The sequence below is a fragment of the Paraburkholderia sp. RL17-381-BIF-C genome (assembly GCF_046026435.1).
GTDB lineage: Bacteria > Pseudomonadota > Gammaproteobacteria > Burkholderiales > Burkholderiaceae > Paraburkholderia.
Genome location: NZ_JARESX010000022.1, coordinates 36,624 through 58,367, shown reverse-complemented (window position 1 = coordinate 58,367; position 21,744 = coordinate 36,624). Strand labels below are relative to the sequence as shown.

The window sequence follows — 21,744 nt, the reverse complement described above, 5'->3', positions numbered from 1 at the left end:
TGCCATGGCAAAAAACAAAAAAGCCGCAACCCTCGCAGGCGCGGCTCAAGTTAAATCCCAATCGCAGTCTAACGGAAATGATGCGGCTGCTCAACGGCATCGCATTCTGGACTTCCTGCGCCAGCACGGTTCTCTTTCGACGCTCGATGCGCGCCACCGAATCGATGTGATGCATCCGGCGGCGCGCGTCATGGAGCTGCGTTGCGCCGGCCATCAGATCTCCACCGTGTGGTCGCACGAAGTCACTCCGGAAGGCGGCGAGCATCGCGTGGCGCGGTATCACCTGATCGCCGAGGCGGCCGCATGCTGAGCGACATCGAACGTGCACGCTCTGCGCTTTTCCATCTCGACGCCGGTTGCGACCGTGCGGAATGGATTCGCATCGGGATGGCGGCGAAAGCGGCTGATCTGGATGTCGTCGATTGGATCGACTGGTGCGCGGCCGGTGCCAACTATGGCGGCGAACGGGAAGCGCGCGCTGTCTGGCGCTCTTTCGCTTCGTCTGGCGGAATCGGCGCCGCGACGCTGTTCCGTACCGCCCTCGACGCAGGCTGGTCCAATTCGTCACCGATGCATCACCCGACTCCAGCGAGAACCCGGCAGCCGCAACCGGAGCGCGAGATCCGTGAAGTGCTCGATCCGCGTTGGATGCGCTACTGGGAGTCGATTGGGCCCGTCAGGGATGTCGGCTCGGCGTATCTGCAAGCGCGCCAGTGCGCTGTCCCGCCGGCGGACGGCGACCTCAGATTTGATCCGGCGGCGCGTCATCCTGCCGGTTACGTCGGGCCGTGCCTCGTGGCGCTCGTTACCGACGTTGCAAGCCGCGAACCAATCTCACTTCACCGCACATGGATAAATGCCGACGGTACCAAAGCCGACGTGGAACCGCCACGCCTGCTCCTCGGCGGCCACCGCAAAGCCGGCGGCGTAATCCGCCTGTGGCCGGATGAAGCATTGACGCAAGGGCTCGCAATTGCCGAGGGCATCGAGACGGCGCTCAGTCTTGCGCGAGTGTTTCAACCTGCGTGGGCGTTAATCGACGCCGGCAATCTGACTAAATTCCCTGTTCTCGCTGGCGTTGAGTCGCTGCTGATCGCAGAGGATCACGACGAGGCGGGAGCGCGTGCCGCAAAGGCATGCGCTATCGCATGGGCGAGCGAGGACAGGGAAGTCCGGATTGCGAAGGCGCCTGTAGCAGGAGATGACGCGAACGACTATCTGCGGAGGGCGGCATGAAAGCCGAATTCCGCGATTGGGTAGACGGCGCTCCGGTATTCGATATGAATCAGTACCGCGAAGATGCGGCGCCCGAGTTTTCCGAGTCCTCAAGAGGCCACGATGTGGCTGAAACCAAGATCCACGCGGTGCCGATCGATGTACTCCTGTCCGGGGAGCGCCAGACGTACCTCGTGAAGGGTGTATTGCCTACCAAAGGTGTAGCGGCGATCTATGGGCCATCCGCGTCGGGGAAGACCTTCCTGACGCTGGATGTCTCGCTCGCCATTGCTCGTGGACAACCTTGGTTCGGGCGGCGCGTGAACAGGACAGGCGTTGTGTATGTCGCCGCCGAGGGCGAAGCCGGGATTTCCGATCGTCTGCGCGCAGCCCTGGGAGACGACCATCAGGATATTGCTCTGGAAGTCGTGCCATCCCCTGTCGACCTGTTGCGCGGCATGGCAGATCTTGACGCGCTCGTCTCGGCGATCAGGGCGGCAGAAAAGCGGATTGGCACGGTCGGGCTCGTTGTCATCGACACACTGGCGCGGTGCATGCCGGGTGGGGATGAGAACACCTCGGATTCGATGGGGGCATTCCTGCAAAACGTCGATTCTCTGCGGCGTGCGATCGATGGCCTTGCGCTGGTCGTCCACCACACCGGAAAGGACACGTCTGCCGGCGCGCGCGGCCACTCGTCGTTCTTCGGCGCGATGGACGGCTGTCTTGAGGTCTCGCGAGACGGAGATCAGCGGTCCTTCAAGATCGCCAAATCCCGTGACGGTGTCGATGGCGATTCGCAGGCCTTCCGCCTGGCGCTGGTTGAGCTAGGTGTCGATGATGACGGCGAAACACGGGCGCGTACCAGTTCATAGTGGCGACCTTTGCGACGGGCCAGCAAGCAGCAGTCAATACCCCGACTGTCCGTATCTCCGTCAGCACCACCACTACGGTGTATCTGGTTGGCACGAGTACATTTACTACCAGCACCATGACGTGTAGCGGTTTTATTCGCGCGCGCCGCGTCAGGTAGGCAGATCCGGTGCGCAGATCCGTACTCCGCCGAACAGGCAGCGTACGGATCTGCGCGTTTACCGATGGGATTTCCGATAACTCAAATGGCTTCTTGATCCCAGAAAGGCAGATAGCTTTCGGGACCAATGCGCACGCGCGCGCGAGAGACGACGAGTTTTCCGAGTCCATAAAAGAGAGCACCAGGCGGCTCACTTCTTGGAGCCAGCGATGATGATTGCGGCGCCGGCCGACGGGAATTCGGAACTACTTTCGGGCGCTACGAACGGGTTTGAGGTGCTCATTCGGTCTCAATCCAATCTGGCAATCGGAATGCCGGCAGTTTATCTTGGTAGCGCTTGTACGCCTCCTGAGCCGCTTTTTCGACCCGGTTGCCGCCCATCAGACCATCATGATGCGACTGCTCGATGATTGTAAATATTTGGCGCGCGGCGCTACGGATAACCGCATTGGTCTCATCGTCGCTGTCGACATAGCCCAGATAGCTTGCGAGGCTGTCCGTCGGGCTTCCGCGCCGCGGCATACGATTCTCGCGCATCAGCCTCAAGAAGGCTTCGATCGCGCGTTTGCGGCCATGCAAACGCCATGTCAGGGCGGCGGTTACGTTATCTATCAGCCCGTACACCAAGCGCCCGCCAAGGACCACAATGATCGCGATAGTTAAATCGTGGTCGCTGCCTTTAATGAGCCAGTTGAACCCATACGCCAGAATTGCGTATGGAATGAACGCAATCCCTGAAAACCACAGTTTCGACTGTGTTTCACTCATGACCTTGCCCCCGTTGCCGTCTGGTTTTATGCGGATGGTAACGGATGCGGTATCGGTTGCGTCGATAGCGTAGGCGACTCTCCGACATTAGCGAGGGTTCGCGTAGCTGTGTGAAATCACGACTTCCGGCGGCGCGCTTCTCGCTGGTCTGGCTTTGGATAAAAGGCTTGATCGCGGGGCCGGCAACAGGTTCATTGCCCGAGGAGATTCAGTACGTGGTACAGCGAGTGTTTCCGTACGAGCTCTGGCAATTGGTGACGACGGGTTGCGGACGCCTCAGGGAGTCGCTGAATCGCTGGAGGGCGTCACTGATCGCCTGCATCTTCTGGCGCTTCTGGTCCGCCTCAAATTCTTCCTGTTGTTGCTCCAGCGCTTCGTTTGCCAGGCGTTCTTGCTGTTCTGCCCGCTCCTTGGCCTGTTTAGCTGCCGCAGCTTGGGCCTGCGCGCGAGTCTGAAGAGCGGTGTTGTAGTTCACGAACGCCTGCAAGTTGTCCGAATCGGAAGCAACAAACGTGGCGTAGTCGATTTGTCCGGAATAGAGCGATGCCCGCAGCTTTCTCGAATTGGAGACGAAAATCGAGAAGGCGCCTGCCGCGTCACCGGTGAATTGGGCGCCGAACTGTTGCTCGCAGAACGATCGATCCTCGTCATAGGCAACGAGCGCCTTTTTCTCGGTCTTCGTCGGCTTTATGTGATCGGCCAACTGTTGCATCGTGGGTGATGTGATGACTTCAGGAAGCTTGGCGCGGATTGGATCTAGTCGTCTATCTGCTTGCGCACGTGCCGTGCAGGCGTCGTCTCCGAAGGATTCGGCCGGGCCGGCAAGAGAAGCTGTGACCAGTAGCACCGCCGCAATCCGTTTTTTCATTTCCATTACCAATGTACCGAGAGCGCTCGCCGGCATGCGCGAGGTGTCGCCCGACATCTGTGATATCGGCACTTGGCTCACAAAGGTTTAACGCAGACACGGCGCGATCTTGCCCGAGGTTGCCCGCCTATGTCCAAAAACGAACGGTTACGTACAGGTATGCCAAGCTATGTACGAAATATAGCTTGCAGACATTTTGGACATGCCCTAACATTCGTACATCATTTTCGTACATGCCGGGCTCAAAATGTCACGTGTCTTCGCCTACTGCCGGGTTTCCACTGCCGACCAAACGACCGAGAACCAGCGGCGAGAAATAGAGTCCGCCGGCTTTGCGATCGACAAGCGGCGAGTCGTCGAAGAAGCGATCAGCGGCTCCGTTGCCGCCGCCGAACGCCCCGGTTTCGCGAAGCTACTCGATCGGCTTGAGCCAGGCGATGTTCTCGTGGTAACCAAGCTCGATCGACTGGGCCGCAATGCGATGGACGTGCGCGCGACAGTTGAGCAGTTGGCCGGCGCGGGTGTTCGTGTTCACTGCTTGGCACTCGGCGGCGTGGATCTCACGAGCGCTGCCGGCCGCATGACGATGCAGGTGATCTCTGCCGTCGCCGAATTCGAGCGGGATTTGCTGATCGAACGCACCCAGTCGGGGCTGCGCCGCGCGAAAGCCGAAGGAAAAGTATTCGGACGTCCGGCTGCCTTGAGCGTCGAGCAGCGGAACGCTGTGCTCCGGCAACTGGCCTCAGGCGCCAGCGTCGCATCCTTGGCCAAGGAGTTCTCGACCAGCCGTCAGACGATCATGCGCGTGAGAGATGCCCGCGGCGAATAGGGCAGTGGTCTGTGAAACTGGGGTGATCGTATCACTGCGCCTCGCCGGCAACCGCTACGGATTTGGCCACCGGTGAAGGGCGGCGTGCTCATTGGGTACATGGCGACGTTGCGAGGCTTACATGACATGTGCATGGCAAGCTGCGGCCGCCCGGATCTTGCGCGCTGCTGGCAGCCACCCGACCCATCGTCGGCAGCGCGGATCGATAGACCCGAGCAACGCAATCAGATCTCGTTCGTTGCTTGGTCGCGTGCTGGGGTTAAACGCGGCCATTCATGATGGCTTGCCCATACTTCAGGGCGCCGATGCCGTTTGTTCTCAAGGTAAAACTGGTAATCCTCAAGCAGTTCGAGCCGTTCTTGGCTGGCATAGCCATGTCGGTTAAGCCAGTCACGGATCTCTGCCGCAGTCGGTCGATCGTCGCTGTAGGCGCGCCGCCGCATTTCTTTCCAGACTGACACTTCCGGTTGCCCCAAGCCATCTGGCGTCATGCCGTTTCCCAGTATGCCGAGAACGTAGTCGTTAAACACCCATCGGTGCCATTCAGCCAGGACGTCTGGGATCTCGGTTTCCGGGACGTGGGCTGACCGTAGGAGTTGAAGCGTGCGCTCCCGGATCTCTTCCTCTTCGGCAGGCGGGAACCCGCCGATTCTGGCGCTGCGCTTTACGAGAGAAAGGCTGATCGTCGCAAGGTGTTTGGCGAGCATTTGCATCTCTACCACCGTTGACTTCGCTTCCTCTACCACTCGTCTGGCTTCAAATTCGATTCCACTGGTGCCGGCCTTAAGCTTGTCGATACGATCGATATTCGCAGCGATCAGAGTCGCGACGAAAATCCAAAGGCCGGGCCAAAGCAATCCATCGTTGTGGAAAAGACCGGCTATTACCGAGACGGCCGCGCATGTCGCGCCGAACGGTACCATCCATCTGGGGGCTTTCCAGTTCATTGTCTACCTCTGGCTGGTTGTCAGCGTCGCTGGGGGCGCGCCGATTCTACATGAGACCGTAGCGAAAGACCGGCGGCTTCTCCAAGGATGCGCAGCGCATTTTTCGGCGCGTCACTTTGCGTTATCGGCTTGCCTGCCTTGTGCCTGCTGCAAGAAAAGTTGCGTCACTCTGTAATCGAGTCCGCCGTCGCTCGATGCCTTTTCCTCCTGAAGTGAGTGCCATCAAAAAGTTGTTGCCAGACCGGTATTTGTCGGTTTAATCTGCGCTGGCGTTACCGCCCGAACGGGCATCGACCGTCCGCTGGAACATATCCAGCCATTAAGTGAAAGCTCGCAATGCGGGCGCGGTGATTAACCACCGTTTTTAAATCGAAGTTGGGCCCGACATCCAAAATCCGTCCGCAGTTTCGGGGCGACATGTGAAGAAGCGCCGCCGTCAGGTGGTGCCGCTGCTTTCCGCGTTCTGCGGAAGGCTTACCCCGAAATCCGATTGTTCCGTGAAAAGCCGTCCGCCGGCAATCAACTTGAGACGCGCGCTTCCCCAAGCGCCATCGCCACGCCTCGGCTCGTTCGTCCATCGCCTCGTTTCAAGGCATCGGCCGACGCCATCGAGCGCGTGCGCCTAATTCGGTGTCCAGCAGTACCAGACACCCATCAACTACCGCGGTCGGGCAATGGCGCTCCCGATCGGTCGACAAAGCCAAATTCACGGAACAAACGGGGAGAGGTGTCCTCCCGCCGCGCGAGCGCTCTTACGGGCTTAGCGCGACGAGCTACGTCAGCTTGCTGGCGCAGAACACCCTCAATCTCACCAAGCCGGCGCTCGTGCCCCCGTTTGTTGTCTCCCATGCGCTATGCGCAGGCTTACCGTGGCCCATTGTGGGAGACAACCTGGGGTCGAGCGTCAGACTGGACTGTCGGGGTACGCATGTCTCAAGAATCGCTTACGGCTGACCTGTGCCGTGCTGCGCGCAGAGCGCGTGGCAAACAGGGCAACCTGACCTACAAAGGCCGGGAGCAGGCGCTCGCGCGTTTTGCGGGCTTTCTCTGGAACACAGGCTTCCAGATTCACACGACGGGGCAACTGAAGGAGAAGCACATCAGGGCTTGGTCAGCCGACATGGGCGCGCGCGGCCGATCGAAGCGCACGGTCGCCAACAATCTGGCGCATGTGCGGACCGCGCTGGAAGGAATAAAACGTCGCCCGTTTGCGGACAAGATGAGCAACACCGAACTTGGCATCTCGGGCGCGAGCCGCGCAGGCACCAAGCGCCCGATGAGTCGCGAAGAGTTCGAACCATACCGCGCCGCCGTCGCTGCAATTGATCCGGGCATCGCGATGGTGCTGGTGTTGCAGCTTGAACTCGGTCTGCGTGCAGAGGAAGGTGTTCGGTGCGTCAAGTCATTGGCTGACTGGGAACGGGCGCTTCTCAATTCTTTCGGCGACGGGCTTGTCACGATCATCCATGGCACGAAGGGCGGCAAGACTCGCCGCAGCCCAGCGCTGGACCGCCAGCGCGCCGCCGGCGCTGTGCGGCGGGCGATCGATTTGGCGCGACAACACGGCGGCAAGCTGGTGCGCAAACCGCATCTCCATCAGGCCATGAGCCGTTATCACTACGTGATGGCCGCAGTCGGCATGACTGGCGAGCGGGCGCCTCACAGTCTCCGGTACGCCTACGCGACGGAGCATCTTCAGCGGATGAAGGCGGCCGGCGTATCGCGGCGGGAAGCCGCTGCCGGCGTGTCGACATGGCTCGGGCATGGAGACGGGCGCGGAACGTGGGTCGAGCAGGTCTATGGCCGTGAAGCGCTTACCGGCGGGGAGGCGTGAGATGCACAAGCACATCGATACCTTGCCGCTGGTGGGCCTCTCGCGCTGGGACCAAATTGCGCCGTTCGTGGGGGTGTCGCGGGAGACGTGGCGGAAGCGCTGTCTGGAAGGTCGCGCGCCGCAGCCGATACAACTGACGCAACGATGCACCGTCTGGCGAAATTGTGAAGTGCATAGCTGGCTTGCGGACCCGCTGGGCTATCGCGCGGAAAATACGGTGGCTGCCGGGTAGATCACTAGGGCGATGTATTGGCGCTCGATAGGTCGGCGCCCATCGCGTGCTCGACGGCAACGGCTGAGTGGGAGGCCGTGCCGCTTGGTTGAAGGCCGTTAACGCTGGTTTCCCGTCACGCAGGAAAGCCCGCCCGCGCGAGGGTGTATTTGACGCCTACATCGAGGGCGGTGGTCAGAAGCGTTTTTGCAACTGTCAATGAACCGCTCTTCACAGCTGCCTGAATCTGTTCTCCGAGCGGAGCCGGATTGGCTAGTGCGTCTGGAACGAGCTTCAGTACAGCGAGGCCTTTCCCTGTGAGGACCGTTCCATGGAAATCACCCGCCAAGCTGGCTCCCTTCGTGCGCAGATAGCCTTCCTCCTCCAGCCACTTAACCGTCGAGAAGACAAAAGCCGCGTCCTCTCGTGTGACGCCGCCGAACTGGTCCTTGGGAATGTCGAAATCTTCGGGGCCGAAATTGCAACCTTGGGGAAAGTACGAGTAAAGCATCGCGAAGGTTTCCGAGGCGATCCTGTTGAAGCGATCGATGTTTTCGGCGTCGGGCATTGGGAGCTCCAGAGCGTTTTTGGTTCTTGCGCAAATGGATGAAGATGAGACCGCCGTACGGCGACGGAAAACACTGGCAGGTATCTCAAATGTGATCAGGCAGCCCGCCTATGCGGTTCCGGGTGCCGCGCTGATCGGGATGATCTGCGCGCCAGCCTTGATTCCATCAAGGTAGTCGGCCCACTTTTGCATCATCGCACGCCGCTCCTTGATGAATTTCGTGCGGTTGTACGCGCCGCCAAGGTTATCGGGTACCGCGTGCGCGAGCTGGTGCTCGATTACTTCCGGCTTTTGCTCCAGCTCCTCATGGAGGATGGTGCGCGCCATTGCTCGGAAGCCGTGCCCGGTGATCTCAGTGCGGGTGTCATAGCCGAGCCGGCGCAGCGCTGCGTTGATCGCAGCTTCGCTCATTGGGCGTTTGCGATCGCGCGCACCGGGGAACACGTACTGGCCCGACCCGGTCAGGGAATGGAGTGAGCGAAGAATTGCCACTGCCTGCGTGGAGAGCGGCACCAGATGCTCTGTCCTCGTCTTGCTGACGTGGTAGCGCCATTCGGCTTTGTCCAGATCGATCTCTGCCCACTCGGCCTGACGCAACTCACCGGGCCGGACAAACAGCATCGGCGCCAGTTTGAGCGCGCAGAGCACCGGGAATGTGCCATTGAAGCCATCGAACGCACGCAGCATTTCGCCCACCTTCGTGGGTTCGGTGATTGAGGCGAAATGGGTCGTTTGGGCAGGCGGGATAGCGCCCATCAGGTCGCGCGCGGGGTCGGACTTGCAGAAACCCTCCTTGATTCCAAAGCGGAATACGCGGCTGATCTCGCCGCGCAGCCGGTGAGCCGTGAAGCGCGCGCCGCGGCTGTCGACTCGCTTCAACGCGTCAAGGAGCTCGGGCGCCTCGATCTCCGAGATGGGGCGCTTTCCGAGCCACGGGAAGGCATCGTTCTTGAAGCGTGCCAGCGTTTTGTCGTACTGCGCCGATTCGATGTAGGGGCGGCGCTCATCCATCCATGCGAGGGCAACCGATTCGAAGGAGTTTGCCGCTGCCAGCTTCGCAGCGCGCTTGTCCGCTTTCTTCGCCTCACCGGGATCGATGTCCGATGCCAGCTTCTCCCGAGCTGCGTCGCGCCGCTTGCGCGCTTCGACTAGAGACACTTCCGGGTACATGCCGAGCGCGAGGCTTTTCTCTTTCCCGTTGATGCGGTACTTCAGTACCCAGCGCTTTCCGCCCGCCGGAGTTATGAGCAGGAACAGTCCGCCGCTATCAAAGAGCTTCTGTTGCTTCTCGGCTGGCTTGGCACTGCGAACCGCGAGATCGGTAAGAGCCATGCATGGTGCTCCTTACGGCGCTCGCAAGGGCATTGCGGGGGTCTTTTTCGTTGCTCGCTGGCCGAAACGACGGACAACCCCCGGAAAAACCCCTGAGCGGGGGTTGTTTTGGCTGGCAATCGGTGGGCATAGTTTGCAACAAAAAACCCCGCGAAGCTAGACTTGGCGGGGTTCTCTTGGTGTCGTTGGGTGTTGCTTGGAAACTTGTTGGTGCCCAGGGCCGGAATCGAACCGGCACGCCTTGCGGCGGGGGATTTTGAGTCCCCTGCGTCTACCAATTTCACCACCTGGGCAGGTCTTGCAGCGCACGCGTCAGAATCTGGCGCGCGGCGAAGACGCAGATTATGGCCGAAAATTGGACGACGGGCAAGCCAGTTGCTTTCATCCACGTCAAAGCGTTCACACCGTACGCGAAAACCGTTCGAGTGCCTGTTGGCCGAGGTAACGGTCGAACACCATCGCGATGTTGCGCACGAGCATGCGGCCGGCCATCCGCACTTCGAGCTTACGCGCGCCGAGCGACACCAGACCGTCCTCTTCGAAGCCGCGCAAACGCTCCAGCTCCGGCTCGAACGCGTTGGCGAAGCGGATGCCATATGCCGCTTCGAATTCATCGAAGCGCAACTCCAGGTTGCACATCAACTGAGTGATCACGTCGCGGCGCAGTCGGTCGTCGGCGGTCAGGCGCACACCGCGCGCGATGGCGAGCTTGCCTGAATCGACCGCCGCCGCATAGCCAGGCAGGTCCTTGGCGTTCTGCGCGTAGACGTCGCCGACCTTGCCGATCGACGATGCGCCGAAGCCGATCAGATCGCAGTCGGCTCGCGTGCTGTAGCCCTGGAAGTTGCGATGCAAGGTTCGCTGCGCCTGGGCGCGCGCGAGTTCGTCGGTGGGCAGCGCGAAGTGATCCATGCCGATGTACACATAGCCCGCGCCCGTCAGACGTTCGACCACGCGCTGCAGGATCGCGAGCCGGGCATCAGGCGAGGGCAGTGTGGCGGGGTCCATCTGCCGTTGCATCTTGAAGAGTTGCGGCATGTGGGCATAGGCGAATACCGAAAGGCGATCGGGCGCGAGTTCGATCATCGTGTCGAGCGTGCGGCTGAAGCTCTCGACCGTTTGATGCGGCAACCCATAAATCAGATCGACGCCGATCGAGTGAAAGCCGGTGTCGCGCGCGGCCTGCATGACCGACGCGGTCATCTCGAGCGGTTGAATACGATTGATGGCCTGCTGCACGACCGGATCGAAATCCTGCACGCCGAGGCTCAGCCGGTTGAAGCCGAGCTTGCGCAAATGCGCGATCGTCTCGGGCGACGCTTCGCGCGGATCGACTTCGATCGAATACTCGGCTTCGGCGTCGGGCAGCAGTGTGAAATGCTCACGCGTGGCGGCCATCAGTTCGGCCGTTTCATCGTGCGACAGAAACGTCGGCGTGCCGCCGCCCCAATGTAGTTGCGATACCGGACGCCGCGTGTCGAAACAGGCCGCCTGCAAGGCTATCTCGCGCTTCAATTGATCGAGGTACGGACGGGCGTGGGCGCGGTTTTTTGTGGCGACCTTATTGCAGCCGCAGTAGAAACATACGGTGTCGCAAAACGGAATGTGGAAATACAGCGAGAGATCCGTCGACGATGCGCCCGGGTCCGCAGCGGCGCGCAAATAGTCGGCCGGATCGAAATCGTCGCGGAACTGCAGGGCGGTCGGATAGGACGTATACCGTGGGCCGTTCGCGCTGTATTTGGCGAGCAGGTCGGGGCGGAACAGCGTGTTGTCGGTGGACATGAGGGGCTCGAGGGCAGACGGCCATCGAGGAAGAGGCGAAACCGCTGTGATTCGCGAGACCGGATCGAACAGCGCGGACGCTTCTTGAACATGGCCTTTAGGATGCCCCCGAGTGTACGTGAGCGCGCACGCGCGCGATTGCGTAAAAAGGTCGCATGGAATGCAGTGGCACAATGCGGGTCTGATAATGCATTGCCCGTTGTCGGGTTCAGGAAGAACGCGGTGAATGAAGTGTCTGAAATCTCGAAGTACGCGGTGAAGGGCGAGTCCGCGTTCCACGTGGCCGATCATGCGTGCCGCCCCGATTGCGGCGCGTGCTGTATTGCGCCGTCGATTTCGAGTCCCATTCCGGGCATGCCGAACGGTAAGCCGGCCGGCGTGCGCTGCGTACAACTCGGCGACGACCTGCGCTGCGCGATCTTCGGCCGGCCGGAGCGGCCGGCGTGCTGTTCCGGTTTGCAACCGCAGACTGAAATGTGCGGCACGAATCGCGGCGAAGCACTCGCGTGGCTCACGCAGCTCGAAGCTCAGACTCAACCGCACGTTCAACCGGTGGCCCGCTGATAAACGCGCGCGAGCGCACGCATGAGCGAAGCGCCGCACGCCGAAAACGAACCACGCAATCGCATGTCCGAAAGGGTTTCCACAGGAGATTTCGCATGACTCGACCCGCTGCGCCGGCCCGGCGCCGCTTCCTGCTTGCCGCGCTGACAGGCTCCAGCGCGCTCGGCATCACCGTTTCGCTTGCGGCCTGCGCAACGCCGACTTTTCCGTTCATCCCTTCGCACTACACGTTCTCTCAGCAGCAGGTGCAGGACGCGGTGCAGCGCAAATTCCCGTATCAACGCACGGTCTCGCAGGTGTTCGACGTCGCGCTGGCCAACCCCGTGGTCGGTTTTCTGCCGGATGCAAACCGCGTCTCGGTGAAGCTCGACGCACGCTTCGCCAGTCCCTTCATGCCGCAGCCGGTGGATGGCGTGTTCATGCTGTCGAGCGAACTGGCCTACGACGCCGCCAGCAAATCGGTCGTGCTCAGGTCGCCGAACGTCGACAACGTCAGCGTGAGCGGGCAAGCGCAGGCCTATACGCAGCAGATCAATGCCGCGGCGGGGCTGCTCGCCACGCAGTTGCTGGCCAACTATCCGATCTACACCTTCAAGCCTGAACAGCTGCAATTTGCCGGTGTGAATTACGAACCCGGTACAATTACCATCCTTACAAACGGCATACGCGTACAAATCGTCGAAAAATGACGCGGTGCGCGGCCGGCAGGGCCGCGCCATTCCGTGTCGGCCCTGTTCGTTCCGACTATATACAGCGATAAAGGGGCAGGGATGGACTGGCTATTGGCTTGCAAGGCGCTGATTCTGGGCGTCGTCGAAGGGTTGACGGAATTTTTGCCCGTGTCGAGCACCGGGCATTTGATCGTCGCGGGCAGTCTGCTGAACTTTACCGATGAGCACGCGAAAACCTTCGATGTCGTGATCCAGCTCGGCGCGATTCTCGCCGTGTGCTGGGAGTTTCGCCGGCGCATCGGCAGCGTGGTGGCGGGCCTGCCGAGCCGGCCCGATGCGCGCCGTTTCACGCTGAACGTGATCATCGCCACGATTCCGGCGATCGTGCTCGGCTTGCTATTCGAAAAGACCATCAAGGCCGCGTTGTTCTCGCCCGTGCCGGTCGCGTTCGCGCTGGTGGTGGGTGGCGTGGTGATTCTGTGGGCGGAAGCGCGTCAGCGCACCCGTGGCGAGACGGCGGCGCGCGTGCAGAGCGTGGACGACCTTAGCGCGGTGGACGCGCTGAAAGTCGGCCTCGCGCAGTGTTTCGCGCTGATTCCAGGCATGTCGCGCTCGGGCTCGACGATCATCGGCGGGATGCTGTTCGGTCTTGACCGGCGCGTCGCCACCGAGTTTTCATTCTTCCTTGCGATTCCGATCATTTTCGGCGCGACCGCTTACGAGTTGCACAAAGACTGGCATCTGCTTTCCGTCGACGCACTCGGCACCTTCACGCTCGGCTTCCTGGCCGCGTTCGTCAGTGCTTTTGCCTGCGTGCGCTGGCTGTTGCGCTATATCGCGGCGCACGATTTCACCGCGTTCGCGTGGTATCGGATCGCCTTCGGATTGCTGATTCTGCTGGTCGGCTATAGCGGCGCGTTGAGTTGGACGGAGTAAGCCGCCCCGTTTTGCTTGCGCCATGAAAAAAGGTCCGCGTTCGCGGACCTTTGCCTTTGCGGACCCTTCCCGGACCCTTCCTTATCGCCGGATCAGGCGGATTGCCAGTCTTACTCGGCGTCGCGTTTGCGGTAGACCAGATCCCACACGCCGTGGCCGAGCCGCAGCCCACGCCGCTCGAATTTCGTCACCGGACGGTATTCGGGACGCGGCGCATAGCCGTCGGCGGTGTTCTCCAGCGCCGGCTCGGCACCCAGCACTTCGAGCATCTGTTCCGCGTAGTTCTGCCAGTCGGTCGCGCAATGCAGATAGGCGCCCGGCTTCAGGCGCGATACGAGCAGCGCGACAAATTTCGGCTGGATCAGCCGGCGCTTGTGATGGCGTGCCTTGTGCCACGGGTCGGGGAAGAAGATGTGCACGCCGTCGAGGCTGTCGGGCGCGATCATCTGCTCGAGCACTTCGACCGCGTCATGCTGAATGATGCGGATGTTCGACACGTTCTGCTCGCCCATCAGCTTCAGCAGCGCGCCCACGCCCGGCTCGTGCACTTCGACGCCGAGGAAATCATCGTCGGGACGGTGCGAGGCGATTTCCGCCGTGGTCGCGCCCATGCCGAAGCCGATTTCGAGCACGCGTGGCGCCTCACGGCCGAACACGGCGTTCCAGTCCGGCTGCTGCGGCGCGAAGGGCACCACGAAGCGCGGGCCGAGTTCGTCCATCGCGCGGCGCTGGCCGGTCGAGACGCGGCCGGCGCGCGTGACAAAGCTGCGGATGCGGCGCCGATGCAAGGCTTCTTGCGGCGCGTTGCCGTCGGCGTCCGACTGATATTCGGTATCGCTGGAGGGCGTCGGGAGGTCGTCCGGCAGGCCGGCGTCGTTTGGATCGTGGATCATCGTCGATGCTGCTACAAGGGTGAAGGGCTTCGCGGCTTGCCTCGCGTGCTGCACGGTGTCCGTCGGAGCTCGCGTGGTATGGGCGGCGAACTCCGACAGGCACGGCTGGTCAGCGCGAGGTGACGGGTCGCTGCGCCAGTCCGCCGCTATGACAAAAAAGCCGCCTTCATAGAGGCGGCTCGTGCTGGATTCTGCTGAAGGCGTCAGCAGGAATGTGGAGCGGGCGTTGCAAGTGCGCGTAAGGTAGCACAACCGAAAAGGGCGCGTCCAGACGGACTGCGGACGGCGGGAGTATGGATCTGGGTGGGAATATTACATTTAAATAACGCAGGTGCCCGCGCAATTGATTTAATTTTTTTGTAAGGTATTTTATTGAGGGCGATTATCTGGGCGAGTAACGGTCATCAGCGAATATGCGTGTCGTCGCCGGCGGTCTTACTGTCGTTCCAACTACCAGCGGCGCGCACTTCGTTATGAGATGCCATTCGCGGCGGCGTCTTCACTCGACATTTTTCTCTGCCGGTTTGCGCAAGCGAATCCATTGCCGGATTTGACGGTCGGGAAAAACTCTTAACGGGTAGGGATGAGAAGAGCGGTAGAGTCAGATCCTTTCGCGAATCTGCCCGGTTGCTCAAGAGCTGACTAGAAAGTATCTGGAGCGGGCGATGGGAATCGAACCCACGGCTCTAGCTTGGGAAGCTAGGGTATTACCATTATACGACGCCCGCAGAGCCCGTGATTTTACAGGGGTTTCAGCGATTTGGGGAGTCGGAATCGTGTGAAGTGGGGTGAAAAGTGTATGCACTTCGGAAAATCTTGCTGGCATCGCCGCTAATATCTTCGTAAGGCGCTCACACGGACGAAAATTTGGCGGTTTTACGTTGAACACGAAACTTTTAATGATAGAATTCGCGGTACTGGAAAACAACCTACGGTGTGTCATGTATGGCGACTTCGTCCGCTGATGGTATTGAAGCACTGGAACAACTCATCGTCCAAAACATTCCGCGCGATGCGCTGATGGCTTGTGAGGATGCATATCACAATGGTGACGCAAAGGCGCGCACCCAAGCGTCTGGGTTTGCGCAAGGGCATCGCCCTTCTGCCGTTGGCTCGGTGAAGCACTTCTACATCAATGAGTCCTTCCACGAAGCCTTGTTGGCCCATGGCGCAGATCCTACGCCTCTTCGTGGCACGCGTCTGGTTGTGGGACGCTGGGGTATCTTCCACGTTGCCCGTCTCAACGTTCCCGGACATCAATGGGTGAATTTGCGGCGGAGTGCGACGCGCAAGACGTTGGCGCAAGTCAACAAAAGCATCGAACAAAAATACGTGCAGCGCGATTTGTTCGATGAAGCGGCGGAAGCAGCTGCGGGCACCATATTCATTCTCGGTGTTATGGATGGTGTCGATGCGAACGGCATCGCTCAACTGACTCAAGTCATGTTAGCGCTCCCAGCGCCCGACATGAAGTCTTGGCTGTATATGAAGTCAGTCACTGAATTCTTGAGCCTGTACGAGCAAACGAACACGGCCGAGCAGCCCGACAACGCTCAGCCCAAACTCAAGACGCAACCTAAGAAGCAGACTGGCAATGACGAAGGGAATTAATGATCTTCAACCCGCAAGGCTTGAGCAAGCGCTTGCGGCTCGTGGGCTGACGAAGGGCCAACTGGCAAGCTTGGTTGGCGTTGCGGCGCCGACCGTCACTAAGTGGTGTAAGGGAGATCAAGCTCCCGAAGCGGATACGTTCGAGCGACTAGCGTCCGTACTCAACGTGCAGCCAGAATGGCTCACTCGCACTATGTTGCGGCCTGTCTCAAAGCCACTCTATCGAAGCAATGCGTCGGCCTTGAAGGCAGCTCGCGCCAAGTTGGAAGCCCGCACCGAATGGACGCAGGAGATCGCCGTTCTTCTCGGCGACTACGTTGACTATCCAGACGTCAATCTTCCCGAGCGCGCATTTCAGGATCCTGAGCAGATCAGCGACGCCGATATCGAGGCTGCAGCCGAGGAATGTCGCGCGCTTTGGCAATTGGGCCGGGGTCCAGTGCAGAACCTTGCTCTAGCTGCTGAAAGTGCTGGCGTCCTTGTCATTCGCGAAGAGACTGAAATATCGGCTATTGAAGGTCTTTCAAGCTGGAGCGAACTGCTTGGGCGGCCCATCGTGTTTCTGTCGGCTGACAAAGCCAATGCGTTCCGCAGTCGATTTGATTTGGCCCACGAAATCGGGCATCTCATTTTGCATAAGCACATACCGAGAGCTGAAGAGCGCGACCGCTATAACCAGATGGAAAAACAAGCGCATCGATTTGCAGGCGCGCTCTTGCTCCCGGCGGAAACGTTTGCTAATGAAGTTCGGGTGCCCACAAACCTCGACAATTTGCTCATCCTCAAGCAGCGCTGGGGCGCGTCTGTGGCGGCGATGATGATGCGCTTGCACGCACTTGGCTTGCTTAGTGACGAAGATAAGTTGACCCTTTTCAAGCGACGTTCCGCCCGTTGGGGATCCAAGGCAGAACCTGGCGACGAAAAATGGGAGCCAGAGGAACCGCGGTTGCTACGACGCACCGTGGAGTTGCTGGTCAACGAAGGGATTTTGCCGGTCGAAAGCATCGCACGTCACTTGGGCTATTCGCCTCGTGACGTGGAGAAGCTATGCGGTCTGCGGGTGAATTATTTTAGTGCGCCAGCTCAGGTAGTGGAGTTAGCCACACTTCGAACAGCAAGGTCCAGCGAACCCGCCGAGCGTCGAGCTAGTGCGGCTGATGTTGTATCGTTTCAAAAATTCAGGAAGTGACTTGCGATTCTCGGTTGATTCCACAAAACAGACCAATGGCGGCCCTCAGTCTGAATCATTGAGGGCTCGTTCGAACACATTCCGGCTCGACAAAGGATGGCTCGTTCGGCTAAGGCAGTTCTTCCCAGCAAAGATACGAATGTCGAATATCTACCGGTAATCGATTAATTGTGTCCCGATAGTAACTTACCGATTCGTTAGGGCTTCGCGAGCTTGGCCTGATAGTCGTCTGTCACTTTTACTATCCTATCCAGGATGGCCTTAAATCTACTGAAATCGATGGTCCCTGCCTTTTTTGCTACAACGTCCCGGGCGAAATGCGCTTTTCCGTAAAAACCGGGCTTGTCATCAGTCTTGTTGCTTCGATCGAATTTTCTGCCATCTAGCTCTTCTTTCAACGTCGCTTCATCGAAGAAATCTTCAATTGCAGTCTCCCCATTGTTGGGTCCGCGCGGTGTTGGTACAACGTATAAATTGCCCGTGACATGGATGAAATCGGCTAATCCCTGAGGCTTCTTCTTTTTAGTAATGCCCGCAATCGCCTCATAGACGCTATGCGCCCCCTTGTCATTGTCGATTAACACGATTACTGGGAAGCGCGGAGCAGGTGCTTTAAACCTATGTTGCACGTCTGCATGGTAGTGCTTTAGGAATTTGCATATTCCCCCGACGCCACCGGTAAGCTCTGCGACTTCCCCTGTGCGCGTCTCGGCGTACTTATAAAAACGAACCTTTAACTTCGGCGGCACAACTGCCTCAATAAGGCTGGGGTACGTGGCAGACAGCGCTTTTATCGCACACCGTAGGTAGACGTTATCCGTCTTACCTTCGCAAACGATGATAGGTTCAGGGAGGCCATAGAACAGATCAAAATAGAGAAAACGCCTGAACAACTCCACTCGACCGGCTGTGCTCTCAAACTCACGACCATTTTCTATGGCTAACTTGTGATTGAATCGATCCACATGGTCGATGTAGGAGAGCATGCCAAGCAGTTGCTTATTTTCTCCGGCCTTACGACTTTCCAGAATCACGGTCCCGTTGGCGTCTCTCTTCTTGTAGACGAATTCAAATGCTCCCGTTGTAAAGAGGCTGTGCGCCATCGCGCGTACGGTGTATCGATAGGTCGCAGGGACATTTACTTTCTGATTGACCGTAAGACCAGTCACCTCTTGTCTTGAATCGCGATATTGCAACCGCGTTTTGGACGGATTGAACGCAAACCCGTTCTTGCTAACCAAGCGGTCAAGCTCTGCTCCCGGAACCCACGTATGGTCGCCGTTGAGAGTTGCTATCTCAAGAGGAAACGTCGGATTGTTCGTGCTGAATGTGAGGTCATCGGCGTATCTCGTATAGCTCGCGCTGTGCTTTGCCGCCAAGCTGGAGAGCTGGATGTCCATGGGATGGGCGAGCAAATTAGAAATAACCGGCGAACAAGGGCTACCCTGTGGTAGCTTGTTCTCGAAGCACGCTATCTGAGCAATGACCGTGGCAACGTCAGGGTTCAACGCAAAGTTGCGGTCTTTGATAAAAAATCCGCGTACACGTCCGAAGTTAATTGTTCCAAAGAAATCGTGCAAATCTGCGTTGAAGACAAACCGACGAGTGACGTGGACTCGTCCATTCGTCATGATTGTGTGATGCCTCTTGAACCCGTGAGCAATTCCGTACCGACGTCCATTTCCAAACTTTCCGTGGGATAGGGCAATTTCGTCGCTGCAGTCTTGCAGAACAGAGGCTAGGTTTTGCTGAACGAGCTTAAGCCCTAAAGATGGAGCCAAAATTTCTCGCTGTCCGCCGTGCCGCTTTGGAATGCTGAAGCGCGTATATTTGGTAGCGGGTGCGGTCTTATAGAGAATGTATGCGAGATTTCGCGGCGAGACATCCAGGATGATAGCGAGATCACGCCGAGCGGTAGCAGCCTTAAGCTTTTGAAGACTTGACATATGTCTCAGAGGAAGTGGCCCGCGGATACTCTTACGCAAACGGCGCAATTCGGATAATGCAGAGGAAATCCGAGGAGCAAATCTCGGAACTTTTATTTCACATGCCATGATGCATGGCAAAAAATCTATCCGCGAGCCGAATGGAACTGTAACAGGATGTTTCGCAGCAGACAATCTCTCACAAGGACTTACTTCACTATGCAACGTGGGCCTTGGCACTGATTCCCGATGCAGTATTTTCGATTCACTAACTGCCGCTATGGCCGATAACGCGCCTGCCAGCAAGATCATTCCAACGGCCGTTGTGCGTGAATCCGCCGTTTGAAGCAGTCGTTTCGGGGAGTGGTGGATCCATGATGTGCTGTGGGTCGAACAGGGACGACTAGCCCGCCGAAGCACATACCCTTCGTCATGTTGTCCAGACGATGCATTCGGCGGGATAGTCGTCGCATGGACGACACTAAACACGACAGCGATTTCCCGCCTCTTACAACTGATCAGATTCGCGAACTGATCGTTGCCCTTCGCGACGTTTTCGGAAGCAACATCTGTCGCGAACAGTTTAACGACAAGTTACTGATGTTCCTTGAGGATGTGCCGGGATATGAATCTGGTGAGGCGTCGTCATCGCTGATCGAGTCGGCATGGGCCGCGTATGGCGGAGCCTGAGAATGATGCAGCCACTATTTCATATCGGCGAGGTTGTTGCGACGCGCGGCGTCTTCGCGCATCTTGAACATCACCGCATCGCGGCCTTTTCATATCTCAGGCGTCACGCCTGCGGAGACTGGGGAATGGTGCCGCCCGAGGATGCAGCGGCGAACCGGTTTGCGGTCGAGCATGGTGCACGCGTCCTGTCTAGCTACGACATTGCGGGCAAACGCGTCTGGATCATCACCGAGGCAGATCGCGGCATGACGACACTGCTGTTTCCGGACGAATACTGATGATGATTCACTGACGGCGCTTACTTGTGCCGCCCAGTTTTCGAAGGTCTGATATCGAACTCCAGCAACTCGCTCGGTACGACGCCCAAAGTCGCGGCAAGCACGCAAATATTGTAGAGCGCGATGTTTCGTTGGCCGCGCTCGATGCCGCCGACGTAGGACCGTGCCAAACCGGACTCAAGTGCGAGCTTCTCCTGCGACCAGCCTCGTGCCTTCCGCAGCTCCACCACTCGTTTTCCGAACAATTCTAGCGGGTCGTAATCCATCGTTGGCGTCCAAAAACAACCAACGAAGGGTATGGATTTGACCTTTATATAGCCACGCTCTATAGTGACACGCACTATAAGTGACAATTGCGGATTGCCACTGTCGCCAGTCCGCCGGTGGTCGCTAGAAAATGATCGCTATACGGGCGGGGCCAAATAAATGATCAAACTGGAAATCAGTCTCACGGGGGCGGGCCAGGACGAGTTGCGTCAGCTGGAAGCGCTGCTACAGAAAGTCGTTGTCTCACTGCAACCACACATGAAGGGCATCGAGGCTACCGTTGCCTCGGTCCCGGTCGTGGATCCGCTTGAATCAACGAAGAAGAAGATCCTCGACCATATCCGATGGCGGAAGGTCGACTCAAGGTGCATGACACGAGATTTTTGGGAGGTCGATATCCAAGACTGGCTGAATCCCAAGGACAAGAACAGGCTGAGCGCGGCGCTCGATTCGTTGTGCAAAGATGGGATGCTGGAGTGCACGGGGAAGTGGGAGTACTACCTGACGACCGAAGGATACAACGCGATCTACTGAAAAAAGCGAGGTCAGTATGTCGCATAACTCGGAAAACGGCTTGCTCGCAATGATCGAGCGTCTGTGGCGCGCTTTCATGGCTGTGTTTTGGGTCGCAGTCATGGTGCTGCTCCCGATACTGGGAATTCGCGGCCTGTACGTCGCGTGTCGCAGAAGACGCATCGCTGAGGACAAGTACGAGCGGCGCTATTGGTGCAACGAGATCGTATTCAATGCATGTCTTCTGTATGGGATCTTGGTAATTTACTACCACCTGTTCCAAGACATCATTTTTTACCCTTTTGGGTTACAGGCTCAGGAGCATTTCACGGCTGTCTTCGACACGATCATGGGACTTCCGACCGTTCTCTGGTATGTCTATACGGGTAGAAGTTACGCGCCGAGCGATGATCCACTGACGTATCTCACGGCTACGTTTTTCGGTGTATTTGCGCTGTTCCTTTGTTCGTTCGCATTGAGCTATTTTCGCGTCTTTGGGCATGAAAGCGAGGATGGTACTTGGGTTGCGAGTGAAAAGCGATGTCGAGAACTTAACGAGCAATTTGACCGCGAGGAAGCGCCGTCGCGAGCGCTGTCGAAACAGTGGTATCAGCTTCAAATTCAGCACCCGAGAAATCATCCTGCGTGGAGCGAGTTGCCCGTTGAGCAGCAGCAGAAGTTGACGGTCAAATGGGAAACGGAGAAGGCGGAGCTTTGGAAAAAAATGGACGAATGCCCTCGTGCATCTTACTTCAATAGATCCAAATAGCCCGGTCACAACTGATTGAACACATCCACTCTGTCGCAATGTCGCTGC

The 21,744-nt window shown here is 58.6% G+C and carries 24 protein-coding genes and 2 tRNA genes; 15 read left to right on the top strand and 11 right to left on the bottom strand.

Annotated features, from left to right (window positions below):
• Positions 1-4: 4 nt before the first annotated feature.
• From P0D70_RS15915 to P0D70_RS15905, 3 genes are read left to right on the top strand one after another with little or no spacing between them, the layout of a single operon-like run.
• Positions 5-310 carry a helix-turn-helix domain-containing protein gene (locus P0D70_RS15915; RefSeq protein ID WP_408185212.1) on the top strand — a complete coding sequence of 102 codons (306 nt, stop codon included), beginning with the start codon at positions 5-7 and terminating at the stop codon, positions 308-310.
• Positions 304-1,236: a toprim domain-containing protein gene (locus P0D70_RS15910; protein WP_408185211.1), complete on the top strand. Its 933-nt coding sequence runs from the start codon at positions 304-306 to the stop codon at positions 1,234-1,236. Before P0D70_RS15915 ends, P0D70_RS15910 begins: the two co-directional genes overlap by 7 nt.
• Positions 1,233-2,090, top strand: a complete 858-nt coding sequence (locus tag P0D70_RS15905; RefSeq protein WP_408185210.1) for a helicase RepA family protein — start codon at positions 1,233-1,235, stop codon at positions 2,088-2,090. Before P0D70_RS15910 ends, P0D70_RS15905 begins: the two co-directional genes overlap by 4 nt.
• Before the next feature lie 437 nt (positions 2,091-2,527).
• Here P0D70_RS15905 and P0D70_RS15900 read toward each other — a convergent pair whose 3' ends face one another.
• Both P0D70_RS15900 and P0D70_RS15895 read right to left on the bottom strand, forming a co-directional pair.
• Positions 2,528-3,016: a hypothetical protein gene (locus P0D70_RS15900; RefSeq protein ID WP_408185209.1), complete on the bottom strand. Its 489-nt coding sequence runs from the start codon at positions 3,014-3,016 to the stop codon at positions 2,528-2,530.
• 208 nt (positions 3,017-3,224) lie between these two features.
• Positions 3,225-3,941, bottom strand: coding sequence for a hypothetical protein (locus tag P0D70_RS15895; RefSeq protein WP_408185208.1), 717 nt, complete (start codon positions 3,939-3,941; stop codon positions 3,225-3,227).
• 190 nt (positions 3,942-4,131) lie between these two features.
• Here P0D70_RS15895 and P0D70_RS15890 point away from each other — a divergent pair, with 190 nt between their 5' ends.
• Positions 4,132-4,713, top strand: coding sequence for a recombinase family protein (locus tag P0D70_RS15890; protein WP_408185207.1), 582 nt, complete (start codon positions 4,132-4,134; stop codon positions 4,711-4,713).
• 224 nt (positions 4,714-4,937) lie between these two features.
• On the opposite strand, the gene P0D70_RS15885 is transcribed toward P0D70_RS15890, so the two are convergent.
• The gene (locus P0D70_RS15885) at positions 4,938-5,660 is read right to left on the bottom strand and encodes a hypothetical protein (protein WP_408185206.1); all 723 of its coding nucleotides are present in this window, start codon (positions 5,658-5,660) and stop codon (positions 4,938-4,940) included.
• A 928-nt stretch (positions 5,661-6,588) separates the two neighbouring features.
• Here P0D70_RS15885 and P0D70_RS15880 point away from each other — a divergent pair.
• Together P0D70_RS15880 and P0D70_RS15875 are read left to right on the top strand one after the other, a co-directional pair.
• Entirely contained in the window at positions 6,589-7,494 is a 906-nt protein-coding gene (locus tag P0D70_RS15880) for an integrase domain-containing protein (protein WP_408185205.1), read from the top strand.
• A 1-nt stretch (position 7,495) separates the two neighbouring features.
• Positions 7,496-7,726 (top strand): helix-turn-helix transcriptional regulator, encoded by a 231-nt coding sequence (locus P0D70_RS15875; protein ID WP_165186905.1) that lies wholly within the window; start codon positions 7,496-7,498, stop codon positions 7,724-7,726.
• A 115-nt stretch (positions 7,727-7,841) separates the two neighbouring features.
• Here P0D70_RS15875 and P0D70_RS15870 read toward each other — a convergent pair whose 3' ends face one another.
• The 4 genes from P0D70_RS15870 to hemN form a co-directional block, all read right to left on the bottom strand.
• Positions 7,842-8,273 (bottom strand): hypothetical protein, encoded by a 432-nt coding sequence (locus tag P0D70_RS15870; RefSeq protein WP_408185204.1) that lies wholly within the window; start codon positions 8,271-8,273, stop codon positions 7,842-7,844.
• Between the two features lie 108 nt (positions 8,274-8,381).
• Complete coding sequence (locus tag P0D70_RS15865) at positions 8,382-9,605, bottom strand: tyrosine-type recombinase/integrase (protein ID WP_408185203.1); 1,224 nt, start codon at positions 9,603-9,605, stop codon at positions 8,382-8,384.
• Between the two features lie 208 nt (positions 9,606-9,813).
• Positions 9,814-9,898: transfer RNA gene (locus P0D70_RS15860), tRNA-Leu, on the bottom strand.
• 106 nt (positions 9,899-10,004) lie between these two features.
• Complete coding sequence (hemN, locus tag P0D70_RS15855) at positions 10,005-11,390, bottom strand: oxygen-independent coproporphyrinogen III oxidase (RefSeq protein WP_091799778.1); 1,386 nt, start codon at positions 11,388-11,390, stop codon at positions 10,005-10,007.
• Between the two features lie 222 nt (positions 11,391-11,612).
• Between hemN and P0D70_RS15850 the strand changes: the two genes are divergently transcribed.
• From P0D70_RS15850 to P0D70_RS15840, 3 genes are all read left to right on the top strand, one after another.
• The gene (locus tag P0D70_RS15850) at positions 11,613-11,954 is read left to right on the top strand and encodes a YkgJ family cysteine cluster protein (protein WP_408185202.1); all 342 of its coding nucleotides are present in this window, start codon (positions 11,613-11,615) and stop codon (positions 11,952-11,954) included.
• A 95-nt stretch (positions 11,955-12,049) separates the two neighbouring features.
• The gene (locus tag P0D70_RS15845; protein WP_408185201.1) at positions 12,050-12,643 is read left to right on the top strand and encodes a DUF1439 domain-containing protein; all 594 of its coding nucleotides are present in this window, start codon (positions 12,050-12,052) and stop codon (positions 12,641-12,643) included.
• An 81-nt stretch (positions 12,644-12,724) separates the two neighbouring features.
• Positions 12,725-13,561, top strand: a complete 837-nt coding sequence (locus tag P0D70_RS15840) for an undecaprenyl-diphosphate phosphatase (protein WP_408185200.1) — start codon at positions 12,725-12,727, stop codon at positions 13,559-13,561.
• Between the two features lie 110 nt (positions 13,562-13,671).
• Here the strand turns inward: P0D70_RS15840 and trmB are convergent, their stop codons facing one another.
• Complete coding sequence (gene trmB / locus P0D70_RS15835; protein WP_408185199.1) at positions 13,672-14,454, bottom strand: tRNA (guanosine(46)-N7)-methyltransferase TrmB; 783 nt, start codon at positions 14,452-14,454, stop codon at positions 13,672-13,674.
• 654 nt (positions 14,455-15,108) lie between these two features.
• Positions 15,109-15,182: transfer RNA gene (locus P0D70_RS15830), tRNA-Gly, on the bottom strand.
• 217 nt (positions 15,183-15,399) lie between these two features.
• Here P0D70_RS15830 and P0D70_RS15825 point away from each other — a divergent pair.
• Positions 15,400-16,065 (top strand): alpha/beta hydrolase, encoded by a 666-nt coding sequence (locus P0D70_RS15825; RefSeq protein ID WP_408185198.1) that lies wholly within the window; start codon positions 15,400-15,402, stop codon positions 16,063-16,065.
• Positions 16,049-17,254 (top strand): XRE family transcriptional regulator, encoded by a 1,206-nt coding sequence (locus tag P0D70_RS15820; RefSeq protein ID WP_408185197.1) that lies wholly within the window; start codon positions 16,049-16,051, stop codon positions 17,252-17,254. The genes P0D70_RS15825 and P0D70_RS15820 overlap by 17 nt, the downstream gene beginning before the upstream one ends.
• Positions 17,255-17,451: 197 nt before the next feature.
• Here the strand turns inward: P0D70_RS15820 and P0D70_RS15815 are convergent, their stop codons facing one another.
• The gene (locus P0D70_RS15815) at positions 17,452-19,200 is read right to left on the bottom strand and encodes a retron Ec67 family RNA-directed DNA polymerase/endonuclease (RefSeq protein WP_408185196.1); all 1,749 of its coding nucleotides are present in this window, start codon (positions 19,198-19,200) and stop codon (positions 17,452-17,454) included.
• 450 nt (positions 19,201-19,650) lie between these two features.
• On the opposite strand from P0D70_RS15815, the gene P0D70_RS15810 reads away from it, so the two are divergent.
• Together P0D70_RS15810 and P0D70_RS15805 are read left to right on the top strand one after the other, a co-directional pair.
• Positions 19,651-19,869, top strand: a complete 219-nt coding sequence (locus P0D70_RS15810; protein ID WP_408185195.1) for a hypothetical protein — start codon at positions 19,651-19,653, stop codon at positions 19,867-19,869.
• Positions 19,845-20,147, top strand: a complete 303-nt coding sequence (locus P0D70_RS15805) for a hypothetical protein (protein WP_408185194.1) — start codon at positions 19,845-19,847, stop codon at positions 20,145-20,147. The genes P0D70_RS15810 and P0D70_RS15805 overlap by 25 nt, the downstream gene beginning before the upstream one ends.
• Positions 20,148-20,167: 20 nt before the next feature.
• On the opposite strand, the gene P0D70_RS15800 is transcribed toward P0D70_RS15805, so the two are convergent.
• On the bottom strand, positions 20,168-20,413 hold the full coding sequence (locus P0D70_RS15800) for a helix-turn-helix domain-containing protein (protein WP_244744751.1): 246 nt from the start codon (positions 20,411-20,413) through the stop codon (positions 20,168-20,170).
• Positions 20,414-20,573: 160 nt separating this feature from the next.
• Between P0D70_RS15800 and P0D70_RS15795 the strand changes: the two genes are divergently transcribed.
• On the top strand, positions 20,574-20,948 hold the full coding sequence (locus tag P0D70_RS15795) for a hypothetical protein (protein ID WP_244744752.1): 375 nt from the start codon (positions 20,574-20,576) through the stop codon (positions 20,946-20,948).
• 16 nt (positions 20,949-20,964) lie between these two features.
• Positions 20,965-21,696, top strand: coding sequence for a hypothetical protein (locus tag P0D70_RS15790; protein ID WP_244744753.1), 732 nt, complete (start codon positions 20,965-20,967; stop codon positions 21,694-21,696).
• Positions 21,697-21,744: the final 48 nt, after the last annotated feature.